Genomic DNA, 15,136 nt, shown 5'->3' with positions numbered 1-15,136 from the left:
CCATCCCTTCTTTTTTCCTTTATTCAATTGTACTTCCTGCAACAAAGCCCGTTGTCCATGCAATCTGTAAATTATAGCCGCCTGTTTGTGCATCCAAATCAAGAACTTCGCCCACAAACTTTAAGCCTTTAATTTTCTTAGACTCCATTGTCTGAGGCTGAATCTGATTCGTCTTGATTCCACCTACAGTTATCATAGCCTGATCAAATCCGGCAAAACTAGACACTTTAAAATCTAAACATTTCAATAATTCACTAATACTTCTTCTTTGTACTTTTGTTGTTTCATTGGCTTTTAAAGAATCATCAATATTTAAACGATCCATGATATATTGTACCAATCTCTTAGGTATCATCATTTCAAGTATGTGATTCAATTGTTTATTTGAAGAACGATTCATTCTTTCTAGTAAAAATGCATCCACTTCATCCACTGATTTATCCGGAATCAAATCCAATATGATTTTTTCTGGTTCTTTATTAATCACATAGCTTGACATGGCCAAAATACCTGGTCCACTAAAACCTTCATGAGTAAACAAAATGTCGCCCAATTGTTTATATAAAACTTTTTTATCTTTCTTTGCTTGAATACCCACATTCTGCAAAGAAAGACCTGCTAAATCAAAAATTTCTTTTGTTCGTAAAGAAACCAATCCAGGATATAAATCACTGACTTTGATATCTAATGTATTCGCCCATTTATATCCATCGCCACTACTTCCAGTCGACACAAAAGACTTTCCACCTGTCGCAACAATCACTACATCAAACGAATACAAACCTTTATCTGTTTTGATTCCAACCACTTTATCATCTTCAACCATTAAATCTGTACATGCTTCATCCATATGTAGAATCACATTATTTTTGCGTAATAATTCCACAAACAATAAAACAACATCCTGACTTGAATTCGAACCAGGAAACATACGCCCATGATCTTCTTCAATGGTAGGTAAACCATTGGATTTTAAAAATTGGATCATATCCAAATTAGAGAATTGTGAGAATGGACTATATAAGAATTTTTCATTGTGCACAACATGCTTAAAGAATTCATCTTTTGAACAATTATTCGTCACATTACAACGTCCATGTCCTGTAAGTTGCAACTTCTTTCCTAATTGTTTATTTTTCTCAAACAACTCCACCTGGTGACCGACTAAGCTTGCGGTATAGGCAGCCATCAATCCAGATGGTCCTCCACCAATCACGCATACTTTTAACATAAAATCCCACTTTCTTCTAAATAAATAGCTAACCCATCATGTTCATTATCCTGTTTTGTGATGGCATTGGCGCAAGCCTTTGTATCATCCGTACCATTGATCATACAAACACCACAACCTGCTACTTTTAACATGTCATTATCGTTGGATGTATCTCCAAAGGCCATGACATCCTTTATGTCTAAATCATTGAGTTCGCATATTTTTTGTAGTCCATATCCCTTATTGATTCTTTTATCACAAAATTCAAGTAATGTGGATTGCGTTTTAAAACCATGATAATAAGGATTTGTATGCTCTTTTACCCAAGCTTCCGCTTTAGGCATATCCTCTTCTTTCATACGGAACATGATTTTTGCGTTTTCATGTGCATAGAAATCTTCTAATTTTACAACTTCCAATTCTTTATGCGATGTAGAAGCCGAATGAATCATCCAATCATCAATATGAACACAACGAATCTTTCCATTCCAATATATCATTGGATTGCATTTGACAACTTTCATGATTTCCATGGTTTCTTTTAACCATTCCTTTTTCATCATGAAATAGCTATAGAATTTTTGATGTACGCCATCCCAAAGTTCTGCTCCATTCATCCCTACCACAAAATCAAAGTCAAAAGGTAAATCCCAATACTCTTTATTTCGTTTTAATTCATCGGCCGGACGACCTGAGGCAATCCCAAAATAAATACCTTTTTTATGAAGCTTGATCAAAGCTTCTTTTGTCCTCGGCGTTAATTCTTTCTTTTCATTAACTAATGTAGCATCAATGTCACAAATCACTAGTTTTGTCGTCACTTTAAGTCCTCCAATTCATAAGTAAATCCTTCACCATCGACTTCATGAACACTATTTACAATAATAAAAGCTCTTGGATCTAACTGCATGATTTCGTGTTCTAAATTCGAATACATTTTTTGTGGAATTACAATCATCAATACAGGTTTGGATTCATTTGTATATCCACCCTTACCTTCTAAAATTGTAACACCACGCTCCATATTGTTTAATACATGATTTTTAATATCAAACCACTTATCTGAAATAACCATACAGTTGATTGCCGTACTTGAACCAATCAAAATTGTTTTATCAATCGCAAAACCAGTTGTGAATACAGATAAAACTCCAATCAAGGCTGGTTCTACACCATACGTAGACATTCCCAACAATACAGTTAGAGCATCAATGATCATTACTGAATTTCCTGAAGAAATATGAGTATACTTATGAATCAACAAGGCTGGAATATCCATACCTCCAGTACTTGCGTTCACTCTAAAGCATAGACCTAAGCCAATTCCCGAAATCAACCCACAATAAATACTTGCCAACATGGGTTGCATGATAAATGTGTCTTTGGGAAATAAAGTTGTCACATATGTTAGTAATGAGACAAAAAATGAATAACTAAATGTTGAAATCAATGATTTCAGTGCAAATGCCTTCCCCAAAAAAATTGCACCAACAACGTAGAGTCCAATCATCAATATGTTGATCAGCCATACGGATGGTACAAATGGTAATAATGGTTTTAATGACACGGCAACACCGGCTACGCCTCCGGTTAATGTATTATTTGGTAAAACAAAAAAAGCAACGGACACTGCCACCATGAAATTCCCTAATAATACAACCAATACGTCTTTTGCATAATTTGTTTTTTTCATAAAAGCCTCCCCAAACGACATCTATATTCTACCAAAAAAGAACTCTTTATGAAACAAAAGAAAAAAGCTGGAAATCCAGCTTATCTTTACAACATTTCTTTTGCGGTTTGCGTAATCAAATCAAACAGTTCAATCACTTCTGGTTGTTTTTCATAACCAATCTTATCAAACAATTCATCTACGATCTTTAAAATCTTTTCATGTTGCTTCTTATAGATTCGAATCATCGAATCATTTAATGTAATATAGATTTTACGCGTATCCTGTTCACTACGAATACGTGTAATCAATCCCTTTTTTTCCATATTCGTAAGCGTACGATTCATCTGCGATTTTTGCATGCGCATATAGTTGCATAAATCCGTTGCGGTTACATTTATATCTTGATTTTGATATAAATAACGACAAATCATCGACTCATTGTAAGGAAGATCTGGAGTAATTCTCTCATTATTAATAACGGTTGTCATTTGAAGCCACGCTTCTAATACTTGTTCATTCTTTTTCATAGCTTTATTCTAGCACAGAAATTGTGTATTTCGCATCATAATATTCATTCACACAAATCGTTACCTTTTTATTCTTTAAATCATATACACAAGACCATTGTGTCTTTGAGATTTTTCCCTGCTTATTCTTATGCGCATCTTGCGAACAATCGGATAAAAGTTGCATAGCCTCATGACTGGATAGTTTTCCATTTGTGGAACTTAATTTTTCATCAATAATTTGGTAGCGGTCTTGGCCAAAATTAAATTCTGCATATGGATTTGTAAGCGAGAAATTCGTAGCACACTGATAATTCTTATCCGGATATACAACCTTCATTTCATTATCCACATATTCTACGACAACACTCTTTCCAGAAGCATCACAAATTTGGAAGTGATAACAACTATTCGCACTTGAATGCACGTCATAAGATGATAATAATTCTAATGTTTCATCCACATTTTTCGCCTTATCAAGCATTAAACGAATTGCTGTTGTTGTGATATCTACCTTTTTTGTATTCTGATTTGTTGGTTTTGTATCAATCAACAATACACCAACCGCTAAACCTTTTTCATTCATTCCATCTAGTGGTGCATAAGGGGCTGCCAAATTCACCAATGAATCCTTTAATGTATCTGGTAAATATTTTTCATTATATCCTACAAAACTTAAATTCACCATGGATATAGAGGCATACCCATTTTTAAGTTTCGTCTTCACTAATACACTTGGCGAATAATCCATATCAAAGTTGCGTCCGAATAAATATCCTGAATTTTTATTTTGTGCAATAAATGTAGAACAACCTAAATCTGGAATCTTAATACTTAATGGTAATCCCTTCATTACGTGATTCCCCACAAATTCGACAAGCTCTTTATCATTGCTAGCACCTTTTTCTAAAAATTCATCCAATCCATAATCCGCACTATAATCCATTGTATACATTGGATAAGCATCGATTTTTTTAATGATTTTAATGAGCTATATTCCTTGGGAAATAGATAAACAATTCCTATTCCACATATCAATAATAAACATAATATAGTAATTCCTATTTTCTTTAATACTTTCATACATACTTCTTTAGTTCATTTTGTTAACTATTAAAGTATACAATATTAGTTTACTTTGTAAACCATAAAAAATAGAGATGAAACTAATCATCTCTACGTCCTAATAATCGCAAAATGTATAAGAAGATATTCAAAAAATCTAAGTATAGCTGTAACGCCATATAAATCGATATTTTTTCATCTTCATAGCCATCCAACATATAATTCATTTTTTGTATGTCCCAAGCCGTAAGTCCGGTAAATAATAAGAGTCCAATCACGCTCCATAAGCGTACATCCATGCCAACTCTAAATAGCATGAAGAAAAATTGACTAAAGATCATCGCAACCAAACCAATCAAACAAATGTTTCCCACTTTACTAAGATCCATTTTAGTCGTCTTACCAATAATGGCTAAACATGCAAAGTAAATTGCGCTAATGCCAAAGGCAGCTGCAATCTGTCCAGCACTATATACATAAGCCAACGATGTCATATTGATTCCCATTGTAAGTGAATACACAATAAACATCGTCTTCATACTAGAAGCTGGTGTGTTACGTGATAATTGACGTCCCATTGAAATCGTTAACGAAATTTGTACTATGAATAATAATAGTGAAATCATGGGAATCTGAATAATAAGCATGAATATGCCAGAAGCATACAACAAAGCCGAAGTGATTGCCGTAATTCCAAGTCCTACCATCATCCAACTGTATACTTTATATAATGAATTTGTGCTAACTGAGTTTGAATAATTGTTTGTATACATAAATAAATTTACCTCCTATTTTTAGAGTATTTTATGTTTTTTACATATACATTACAATGTACAACTTAGACAAAATGACTATTCAATTAACCAAGTCTTCAAAATTTAACCTTTAAAAGTAGCTTAAGATACCAAGTTTTTCAGCTTAAACCTTTGAAAGCTTTTATTTTTTCCAAAAATAAAAGAATGTATTTCTACACTCTCTTACTTAACATCCAATTCAATAGGCTCATCCATTGTATCACTGACATATTTGCCATTCTTTTTTCTTTGTTTCACACATTCCGTCAGCAAGTATTCAATTTGTCCGTTGACACTGCGAAAATCGTCTTCTGCCCATGAAGCGATTTGATCATACAATTTTTTTGAAAGACGCAAAGGAATCTGTTTCTTTTCCATTAATACAAGCTGCCAGAATTAACGACTGGCTGCGCATCATGGTTTCCACAAAGTACGACTAATAAGTTCGAAACCATAGCCGCTTTCCTTTCTTCATCTAATTCTACAACCCCATTTTCATTCAAACGCTCCAATGCCATTTCAACCATACCAACAGCTCCATCCACAATCATCTTACGTGCATCAATAATCGCACTTGCCTGTTGTCTTTGTAGCATAACGGCTGCAATTTCTGGTGCATATGCCAAATATGTAATTCTTGCCTCAATAATTTCAAGACCCGCATCTTTTACTTTACTTTGAATTTCATCACGAATTCTAGAAGCTACTACTTCACTAGAACCTCTAAGACTTCCTTCATCGGCAATACCATCACCTGTTGTATCTACATTTTCAGCGACATCATAAGGATAAATACGAACAATATTTCTTAATGCACTATCACATTGTAAAGAAAGATATTCCTTATAGTTATCTACATTAAATACAGCTTTTGCGGTATCTGTAACACGCCACATCACGGCAATTCCAATCTCAACAGGATTTCCCAAACAATCATTGATTTTTTGACGATTGTTGTTTAAAGTCATGATTTTCAAAGATACTTTTTTAGAAGCCATTTCTACTGTTCCATTATTTTGCGCTTGAAAAATACTCTTCTTAGAACCATCATCCACATCTCCACTTTGATTTAGTTTTGTCTTTGCGGCTGGATTAACAGCCTGACAAAAAGGATTGACAAAATAAAATCCAGCATCCTTTAAAGTACCTACATATTTACCAAATAATGTCAAAACCAAGGCTTCTTGTGGCTTTAATACTTTTAAACCAAGAAATGGAATCCAACCAATGCATAGCCATACAACACCAATAATAAATAAAGGCCAAATTAATGCTACTCCAAGTATTGTCATCAACAAGGCTACAAGATATAAAACAATCCATATTATCATCATGGTCATGCCATTCTTTTTATTGCTTAAAACTTTTTCTGTCATATAAGCACCTCCACTATCTAAATGATATCACTTTGATATCATATGTCAATGAAAAAAGGCAGATTATTTAAACCTGCCTTATTGATTATAAACTTTTGTGTAAAGTTTCAAGAACCGTCTTAAGATCATTAACACCCATTTGACCTGGAGCACTTGCCTTTTTAGCAGCACCAAATGTCAAACAAGAACCAAATACTTCACCAGCTAAACGAGAGATAACTCCAGTAGCTGCCATAGACATTGTGATGATTGGACGATTGGCATGTTCTTCAGCCATTTCATTTGTAGCTGATAATAATGTCAATACATCCTTTTTTGATTGAGGCATAACTGCAATCTTAGGAATGTCTGCACCCTTTTCTTGCATAGCGCATAAACGAGAAATGATTTCTTTTTTAGATGGTGTTTTAAAGAAGTCATGGTTTGACATAATTACTTTTACTCCATTTTCATGAGCTGTTGTTACAATCGTTTCAACTTCCTTATCTCCTGTATATAATTCAACATCTACAGCATCTACATAACCGCTTTTGGCAACAGCACAATTTAATTCTACATAGTATTCAGTAGAAACTTCTAATTCTCCACCTTCTTTTTTAGAACGGAAAGTAGCTAATACTGGAGTTTCTTTAAATACTTCACGTAATTCTTTAGCCATTTCTACTACAGATGCAGTATTTTCAACTTGTTCAAACCAATCCATACGCCATTCAATAATATCAGCTGGTGTATCAAGAATGATTTTCGCTTGTTCTAAAACATCTTCTTTACCCTTTCCACAAATAGGAACACAAATCTTTGGTACACCTGCACCAAATTCAACATTTTTCATTGTTACTGTATTCATTTTTTATTCTCCTTTATTCATATTTTTTGTATACGCATCAAACTACGCATCCCCAACTTGTTATAAACCGAACTTGATTGGTTTCTCATTTCATTTAATACATCTTGTGATAAATCAATCTCTTTTGTACCACTCTCTTTAATAATACTTAAGCAATCCAATGCACGTTTATCACATTGTTCACACGAATAATCTCAAAAATAAATGTGGCAAGAGATTGGTCTATACAACATAATCCTGTTACACATAGATTTTTCCTGATACGCTAACTTCATATGGATCTCTTTTTTTTAGTTTTTATATTGAACATAGTTTCTTAAGAAAGTAACTCCCACTAAAGCAAGTGCATATCCAAGGCCTAAATAAAAGAATGCGATAAAGATATCCGGAAAAATTCCTGCTGCTCTAAATCCAATTCCTCCACCCATCATACAAACCATGATCATATAGGCTTTTAAATCAAAGAAGTGCCAGAAGGTACGTGTTGCTTCATATTCCATAATTCGTTTTGTGTGTTTTTTACTCATTTTGAAAAACATCATTCCAAATATAGAGAACACAACAATCGCTAAAATATATGAATACTATTTAGATTCAATCACATGATATGAAAGCACACCTAATCACGCTACATTAAACCCGGCAATTAACCATACAATTCAAGCTATCATTAAAAGAGTTCTTTTCTTTACATGAAACATAAGCAGTTCCTAATCGTTCGTTTTAGAATGATTATATATATTTTTCATTCTTTCAGTCAACACTTATATTCAATCTAAAAGCATGTAAGATACTCATTCTTTTTCAATTTAACTTTGAAAAGTTAAAAATAAAATTTTTGCGTTATATTACTTAATCAAATACTTTTCGAATGCTTTTTCTCCATCCAAATGTACAGACTTAAAGAAAACAATACCCCATATAACATAGGTTGGTATAGCGATAATGGCAGATATGAAATAGGAAAGAATAGCTCCTAGGAATAGAATCAATGCATATGTAAAACATTGATTTCGCATATCCAAAGAAATAGATGCCTTATCATAGTTTTCTGGATGATTTAGTGTACTAAAACCAGAAACATACTTAGCCCCTTCTTCTTTTAAGAATGAGAATATAATCCCTATAACAAGAAACAATATCGCAAGCACTAAACATACCATAAATTCAATATTCATCATAGCCTTATTTTTCACGACAAAAGGAAGAGTGACAAGCTCTTCCTAGAATATATAGTAACGGATAACTAAAAGTTAGACACTTTATGTAAGTATTGTTGTTGAAATAGAGAAATAAATACATGATAGTACTCTGTTACTACCAAATAATTGAATTATCTTTGAACGCGGCCTGAACCATCTCCACCTGCTAATTTCAACACTTCATCCATGCTTACCATGTTGAAATCACCTTCGACAGAGTGTTTTAAACAACTTGCGGCTACCGCAAATTCAATGGTTGCCTGAGGATCATATTCTTCTAGGCTTGCCGCAATCAATCCAGCTCCAAAGCTGTCTCCACCACCTACACGATCTACAATCTGCATATTGTATCTCTTTGAGAAATAGTAATCTTTTCCATCATACAACATCGCTGACCAGTTGTTGATATTGGCATTGATTGACTCTCTTAATGTGATGGCTACTTTTTCAAATCCAAAACGACGTGTCAATTCACTAGCTACTTCCTTATATCCTTCGCGATTGACTTCACCACTTGTTACATCCGTATCACTGGCCTTGATTCCAAATACATCGGCTGCATCTTCTTCGTTGGCAATACATACATCGACATATTCGCAAATCTTAGCCATGACTTCTCCAGCTTTTTCTTTTGACCATAACTTGTTACGATAGTTCAAGTCACATGAAATCTTAACTCCATACTCCTTAGCTTTCTTACAAGCTTCAATTGTAAGTTTGGCTACATTGTCACATAGTGCTGGTGTAATTCCAGTAATGTGAAACCAAGCACAATCTTTAAAGATTTCATCCCAGTTAAAATCAGCACTTGTAGCTGTATAGATACTAGAGCCTGCACGATCATAAATAACTTTACTAGGACGTTGGCTAGCTCCTTTTTCCAAGTAGTAGATTCCAATACGGTCTCCACCACGAGCAATATAAGATGTGTCTACACCATATTTGCGTAATGAATTGATGGCACATTGGCCAATTTCATGATTTGGAAGACGAGTTACGTATTTGGCGTCAAAACCATAGTTAGCTAAAGAAACAGCTACATTGGCTTCTCCACCACCATAAGTTGCACCAAAAGTATCAGCTTGTACAAAGCGATAATATCCTTCGGGTGCTAGACGCAACATGATTTCTCCAAAAGTGACTACTTTTTGTTTCATAATTAGCGAACCTCCTTAAGTTTAGTTACAGCCTCTTTAGTCATAGCTTCTACCTTATCAAATTCACCATTCTTGATTAAATCACCCTTCACCATCCAGCTACCTCCAATGGCTAAGATACGGTCGTATTCTAAGTAGTCTTTCATATTGTTCGCGTTAATTCCACCTGTTGGAATGAATTTCATTTGTGTATATGGAGCTGCGATGGATTTGATCATTTTCAATCCACCAGCAGCTTCAGCAGGGAAGAATTTTACAACATCCAAACCCAAACGGTAACATTTTTGTACATCACTAGGTGTACATGTTCCTGGAGTAACAGGTACATTCTTTTCTAAACAATGTTTTACAACATCTTCATCAAAGCCTGGACTGATAATGAATTGAGCCCCTGCTTCTAATGCTTCATCCACTTGTTCAACAGTTAATACAGTTCCAGCCCCTACTAACATTTCAGGAAATTCTTTACGCATGATTGAAATGCATTCTTTGGCAGCTGCTGTTCTAAATGTTACTTCAGCACAAGGTAAACCACCAGAACATAGTGCTTTGGCAAGTGGTTTTGCATCTTTTGTCTCTTCTAATACAACGACTGGTAAAATACCAATCTTTGAAATCTCTTCTAATACTTTATTCATTTCTGTTTCCCTCCTCTTATTTATATTCTAAGTAAGCACCCTTCATCGTACTTGCGGCATGTTCACTAAACAAACGCAACACGCCATTTTTATATTTTCTTTCTCTTGGTTTCCAGTTTTTACGTCTTTCAGCTAAAATCTCGTCAATTTCTTCCATGGATTTACGCTCACCTTTAACACCAACAATATTTAATTTTCTTTCCATAACGTCGATCTCAATTAAATCGTCCTCTTCAACTAAGGCAATAGGACCACCATCAACCGCTTCTGGACTACAATGACCAATGACAGGACCTGTACTTGCTCCAGAGAAACGACCATCTGTAATTAGTGCGATACTCTTACCCAATTCTTTATCACTACTGATAGCTTCTGATGTATAGAACATTTCTGGCATACCACTACCCTTTGGACCTTCATAACGAATGAATACGGCATCCCCTTTTTGTACTTTATGTTTTAAAACTGCATCTAAACATTCTTCTTCACTATCAAATGGTCTAGCGCGAAGAATAGATTTAAACATTTCTTTTGGACAAGCTGTATGTTTGATAACAGCTCCTTCAGGTGCAAGATTTCCCTTTAATAAGGCAATACTTCCATCTGTACCAATCGCCTTGTCATAAGGACGGATGATATCTTCTTTTGTCAAATTTACATTGTAACGTTTATTGAATTCTTGAAGCCATTTATTACATTTTTCATAGAATCCATTTTGTTTCAATTCCTCTAGATTTTCACCCAATGTTTTACCAGTGACAGTCATAACATCTAAGTGCAAGTGTTCTTTGATTTCTTCCATAATCGCTGGAACACCACCTGCATAGTAGAAGCATTCAGCTGGCCAACGTCCTGCTGGACGAACATCTAATAAATAATGAGCTTTTCTATGTAAACGATCAAATGTTTCTCCTGTAATTTCAATACCAAATTCATGAGCAATGGCAGGAAGGTGCAACAAACAATTTGTACTTCCTGAAATAGCCGCATGTACTAGAATCGCATTTTCAAAGCTATCCATAGTCACAATATCGGATGGTTTCATATTCTCCATTTGAGCAATTCGAACGGATTGTCTTCCTGCTTTTCTTGCGAAAGCTAATAAATCTGGACTAGTTGAAGGCATAAGAGCAGTACCTGGAAGGGCAAGACCTAATGCTTCTGCCATAATCTGCATAGTTGAAGCCGTACCAATAAATGAACAAGCTCCACAACTTGGACAAGCATTGCATTTTGCCCAGTCCAATTTAGCTTCATCAATTTCACCACGCTCAAATTTAGCACTGTACATACCCAATTGTTCCAAAGTCAACATTTCTGGGCCTGCATTCATAGTTCCGCCAGGTACAAAGATTGAAGGAATATTGACTCTGGCAAGTCCCATTAAATTTCCCGGAACCCCTTTATCACAGCTTGAAAGATATACTCCTGCATCAAATGGTGTAGCATTCGCATGAATTTCAATCATATTCGCAATCATTTCACGGCTTACTAAACTATAGTTGATTCCATCAGTTCCTTGGCTTTCTCCATCGCAAATATCCGTACAATAATAACGAGCTCCATAACCATTTTCTTCGGCAATTCCCTTACGAACTTCATCAACAAGTACATTTAAGTGACCACTACCGGGGTGACTATCACCATACGTACTTTCAATCATGACTTGAACTTTTCCCAAATCTTCTTTCTTCCAACCTGTTCCAATACGTAATGGATCAAGTTCGGGTGCTAATTTCCGCATTTCTTGACTGATTAACTTCATACTTTTCCTCCTACGCAAATAGCGAAATAATTAAACTAACTATCGGTGCTGTTACACCAATAAGTGTTTCCATAATCGTCTATGATTTCAGTGTTGTCTTATCATCAATTTTTAATAATAAACCAACTAACCAGAAACCTGCATCATTAATATGACTCAAGGCTGTAGCCCCTCCACAAATTGCCAAACACATGGCCGCTCTATTAAGTCATAACACCAGATAATCCCATCAAACATGGATCCAATTCCAATTAGTAATACAATTTAATCCACTTTGACTCTAATAATAAAAGTCGAAAGCATCATGAAAAGAACCAAATGAGGTTTGAATTCAATAATCAATTCAAGTAAAAAAATAATTTCCACTACAGGTACCGTTGGATCTGCAAAAAAAAGCTATATCTTCTATCAATTATCTCTTCATTCATCTGATGTTTATATAAATTCCATTAATTCATCTGACCTTTTGGATTGTTAAGCCTATCGAATAGCGTTATAATTTTCTAATTTTTATTAATTCATCTGACCTTTACAATAATATATCGTTTTATTTTAAAATGCAATATAATTATTTACATCATTTCAACAATCCCTTATTATAAATATAGATTAGAAACGGAGTAAATCATATGATGAATTCACCAGATGAAAGAAGTCTTCCACAAAAAATATCCGAAGACATCATCTCACTTATATTAGAAGAAAACCTACAGCCTGGAGATAAGCTTCCTAACGAAACTGTTTTATGTGAAAAATTGAATGCAGGAAGGAGTTCAGTTCGTGAAGCCATGAAATTACTTGCATCTCGCAATATCGTAACTATTCGCCAAGGTTCAGGAACTTATATTGCCAAAACCCCTGGAATGGTAGAAGATCCTTTAGGATTCACTTTTATTTCAAATAAAAAGAAATTGGTTCACGACTTATTAGAAGTACGCTTTCTACTAGAGCCATCCATAGCTTCTATGGCTGCCGCCAATGCAGATGAAGAAGACATAAAAAAAATCATAAAACTTTGTGATGAAATTGAAGATTTATTAAAAAACAATGAAGATCACATTCAAAAAGATATTGAATTTCATACCGCTATCGCATTAAGTAGTAAAAATGTGGTTGTACCTCGTTTAGTGCCAGTGATCAATAGTTCCATTCCATTATTTGTAGAAATGACTCGAAACACATTACACAAAGAGACAATCGAATCGCACCGTGAAATTGCCGAAGCTATTGCCGCACACGACACTTTACGTGCACAAGATGCGATGTATCTTCACTTGGTTTACAACAGAAAAACAATCCAGAAAAGTATTTGACCATATGTATGGTCTTTTTTTTGAAACAGTTTTCTTGTTTTTACATTTATTTTCATTTTTAAGGTTGCCAGTTTCAACGAAATGGTGTATCCTATGCGTATGAACACTTCAAGACATTATTACTTTTACTTTAAATAGCCCTGAAAAAGCCATATGTATACGATGGTTATTTTTAAATTTCAGGGCATTCAAAAGGCATTTCTTCTTCGAAATGCTTTTTTTAACATTTAAAGTGCGTTCTAGAAAAGAGGAAATGATATGAAATACGGATTGATAGGTGAGCACTTGGGGCATAGTTTCTCCAAGCAAATTCAGACAAGAATTGCAGAGATTGAGAACGTAAAAGATTATGACTACCAATTGGTGGAATTAAATAAAGAAGAATTCAAAGAATTTATGGAAAAGAAAGATTTCAAAGGAATCAATGTGACTATTCCATATAAAAAGGATGTCATTCCTTACTTAGATGAAATGGATGAGAGTGCTAACGCTATTGGTGCTGTCAATACAATCATCAATGTAGATGGCAAATTAAAAGGGTACAATACAGACTTTGGTGGATTCTTATATATGGTTAAAGCCCACAACGTACATATGGAAGGCAAGAAGGTCTTGATTATTGGTAACGGTGGTGCATGCGCTGCTGTTAAAGCCGTTTGTGAACACGAAAACGCAAAAGACATTGTGATTGTTTCAAGAAGTGCAAATCGTGGTGCCATTAGCTATGATGAAATATATACATCTCACTTAGATGCAGATATTATCGTCAATACAAGTCCTGTAGGAATGTTTCCAAATATTGTGAATGCACCAATTGATGTAACCTGGTTCCATAAATTAGAATGTGTATTAGATGTTGTATACAACCCAATTCTTACTCGTTTATGTTTTGAAGCTCAAGAAGCCGATATCAAGCGTGTGATTGGTTTAGAGATGTTGATTGCGCAAGCCAAATATACATTTGAAATTTTTGAAAATATGTCTTTTGACGATTCTATCATTGATGAAATCAAAAAGGAGATGTTGAAAGATCGTTGTAACATCGTATTGATTGGTATGCCTAGTGCTGGTAAAACTACAATTGGTAAAATACTTGAAGAAAAGCTTGGAAAAGAATTTTTCGACTTAGACGATATGATTATTGCCAAAGCCGGCAAAAGCATTCCAGAAATCTTCCAGGAATCTGGAGAAGCTGGATTTCGAGCCATTGAAACAGAGGTTGCGATTGAAGCTAGTAAAATGAACAATAAAATCATTGCGACAGGGGGTGGTGTCATTAAGCATAAAGTCAATATGGACTTCTTGCGTTTAAATGGAATCACGATTTTCATTGATCGTGATATCGATAAATTAATTAGTTCCGATCCAAATAGACCTTTATCAAATTCTAAACAAGCCCTTCAACAAATGCATAAAGAAAGATACCCATTGTACCAAAAATACGCTTCTTATGTAGCTGTCAACAATGCGAATATTGAAGAAACGGTTGATGACATTGTGAATGCCTATCACAGCATTTTAATTGATGCCATTGCAGAGTAGCGAGAAGGTTTATTATCTTCTCGTTTTCATTTAAAAAAGGAGA

At 34.6% G+C, this 15,136-nt stretch carries 17 protein-coding genes; 2 read left to right on the top strand and 15 right to left on the bottom strand.

Annotated elements, in window-relative coordinates; genetic code table 11:
• Positions 1-19: 19 nt before the first annotated feature.
• The 15 genes from FYJ55_RS02195 to FYJ55_RS10935 form a co-directional block, all read right to left on the bottom strand.
• Positions 20-1,231 carry a BaiN/RdsA family NAD(P)/FAD-dependent oxidoreductase gene (locus FYJ55_RS02195; RefSeq protein WP_154555442.1) on the bottom strand — a complete coding sequence of 404 codons (1,212 nt, stop codon included), beginning with the start codon at positions 1,229-1,231 and terminating at the stop codon, positions 20-22.
• A complete protein-coding gene (locus tag FYJ55_RS02190; protein ID WP_326831832.1) occupies positions 1,225-2,034 on the bottom strand; it encodes an HAD family hydrolase in 810 nt (269 codons plus the stop codon). The genes FYJ55_RS02195 and FYJ55_RS02190 overlap by 7 nt, the downstream gene beginning before the upstream one ends.
• Positions 2,031-2,906, bottom strand: coding sequence for a YitT family protein (locus FYJ55_RS02185; RefSeq protein WP_229771041.1), 876 nt, complete (start codon positions 2,904-2,906; stop codon positions 2,031-2,033). Before FYJ55_RS02185 ends, FYJ55_RS02190 begins: the two co-directional genes overlap by 4 nt.
• Positions 2,907-2,992: 86 nt before the next feature.
• Entirely contained in the window at positions 2,993-3,415 is a 423-nt protein-coding gene (locus FYJ55_RS02180; protein ID WP_154555440.1) for a MarR family winged helix-turn-helix transcriptional regulator, read from the bottom strand.
• Positions 3,416-3,419: 4 nt separating this feature from the next.
• Positions 3,420-4,349, bottom strand: a complete 930-nt coding sequence (locus FYJ55_RS02175) for a C45 family autoproteolytic acyltransferase/hydolase (protein ID WP_229771040.1) — start codon at positions 4,347-4,349, stop codon at positions 3,420-3,422.
• A 211-nt stretch (positions 4,350-4,560) separates the two neighbouring features.
• On the bottom strand, positions 4,561-5,232 hold the full coding sequence (locus tag FYJ55_RS02170) for a Bax inhibitor-1/YccA family protein (RefSeq protein ID WP_154555439.1): 672 nt from the start codon (positions 5,230-5,232) through the stop codon (positions 4,561-4,563).
• 204 nt (positions 5,233-5,436) lie between these two features.
• A complete protein-coding gene (locus tag FYJ55_RS02165) occupies positions 5,437-5,631 on the bottom strand; it encodes a hypothetical protein (protein ID WP_003864283.1) in 195 nt (64 codons plus the stop codon).
• Entirely contained in the window at positions 5,631-6,629 is a 999-nt protein-coding gene (locus tag FYJ55_RS02160) for an SPFH domain-containing protein (RefSeq protein ID WP_154555438.1), read from the bottom strand. The genes FYJ55_RS02165 and FYJ55_RS02160 overlap by 1 nt, the downstream gene beginning before the upstream one ends.
• Before the next feature lie 85 nt (positions 6,630-6,714).
• Complete coding sequence (aroD, locus tag FYJ55_RS02155; protein WP_154555437.1) at positions 6,715-7,476, bottom strand: type I 3-dehydroquinate dehydratase; 762 nt, start codon at positions 7,474-7,476, stop codon at positions 6,715-6,717.
• A gap of 290 nt (positions 7,477-7,766) precedes the next feature.
• Positions 7,767-8,003 carry a hypothetical protein gene (locus tag FYJ55_RS10940; RefSeq protein ID WP_229771039.1) on the bottom strand — a complete coding sequence of 79 codons (237 nt, stop codon included), beginning with the start codon at positions 8,001-8,003 and terminating at the stop codon, positions 7,767-7,769.
• A gap of 321 nt (positions 8,004-8,324) precedes the next feature.
• Entirely contained in the window at positions 8,325-8,654 is a 330-nt protein-coding gene (locus FYJ55_RS02145; RefSeq protein ID WP_154555463.1) for a DUF3784 domain-containing protein, read from the bottom strand.
• 155 nt (positions 8,655-8,809) lie between these two features.
• Positions 8,810-9,835, bottom strand: coding sequence for a sugar kinase (locus tag FYJ55_RS02140; protein ID WP_154555436.1), 1,026 nt, complete (start codon positions 9,833-9,835; stop codon positions 8,810-8,812).
• 2 nt (positions 9,836-9,837) lie between these two features.
• Complete coding sequence (locus tag FYJ55_RS02135) at positions 9,838-10,473, bottom strand: bifunctional 4-hydroxy-2-oxoglutarate aldolase/2-dehydro-3-deoxy-phosphogluconate aldolase (RefSeq protein WP_154555435.1); 636 nt, start codon at positions 10,471-10,473, stop codon at positions 9,838-9,840.
• Between the two features lie 16 nt (positions 10,474-10,489).
• The gene (gene ilvD, locus FYJ55_RS02130) at positions 10,490-12,238 is read right to left on the bottom strand and encodes a dihydroxy-acid dehydratase (protein WP_154555434.1); all 1,749 of its coding nucleotides are present in this window, start codon (positions 12,236-12,238) and stop codon (positions 10,490-10,492) included.
• 79 nt (positions 12,239-12,317) lie between these two features.
• Entirely contained in the window at positions 12,318-12,431 is a 114-nt protein-coding gene (locus FYJ55_RS10935) for a GntP family permease (RefSeq protein WP_229771038.1), read from the bottom strand.
• A gap of 436 nt (positions 12,432-12,867) precedes the next feature.
• On the opposite strand from FYJ55_RS10935, the gene FYJ55_RS02120 reads away from it, so the two are divergent.
• Positions 12,868-13,551, top strand: coding sequence for a FadR/GntR family transcriptional regulator (locus FYJ55_RS02120; RefSeq protein WP_154555433.1), 684 nt, complete (start codon positions 12,868-12,870; stop codon positions 13,549-13,551).
• 258 nt (positions 13,552-13,809) lie between these two features.
• The gene (locus FYJ55_RS02115) at positions 13,810-15,093 is read left to right on the top strand and encodes a shikimate kinase (protein ID WP_154555432.1); all 1,284 of its coding nucleotides are present in this window, start codon (positions 13,810-13,812) and stop codon (positions 15,091-15,093) included.
• The last annotated feature ends 43 nt before the right edge of the window (positions 15,094-15,136 follow it).

It is taken from the genome of Holdemanella porci, from assembly GCF_009696075.1.
Classification (GTDB): domain Bacteria; phylum Bacillota_I; class Bacilli_A; order Erysipelotrichales; family Erysipelotrichaceae; genus Holdemanella; species Holdemanella porci.
This window is presented reverse-complemented; position numbering and strand designations above follow the sequence as displayed.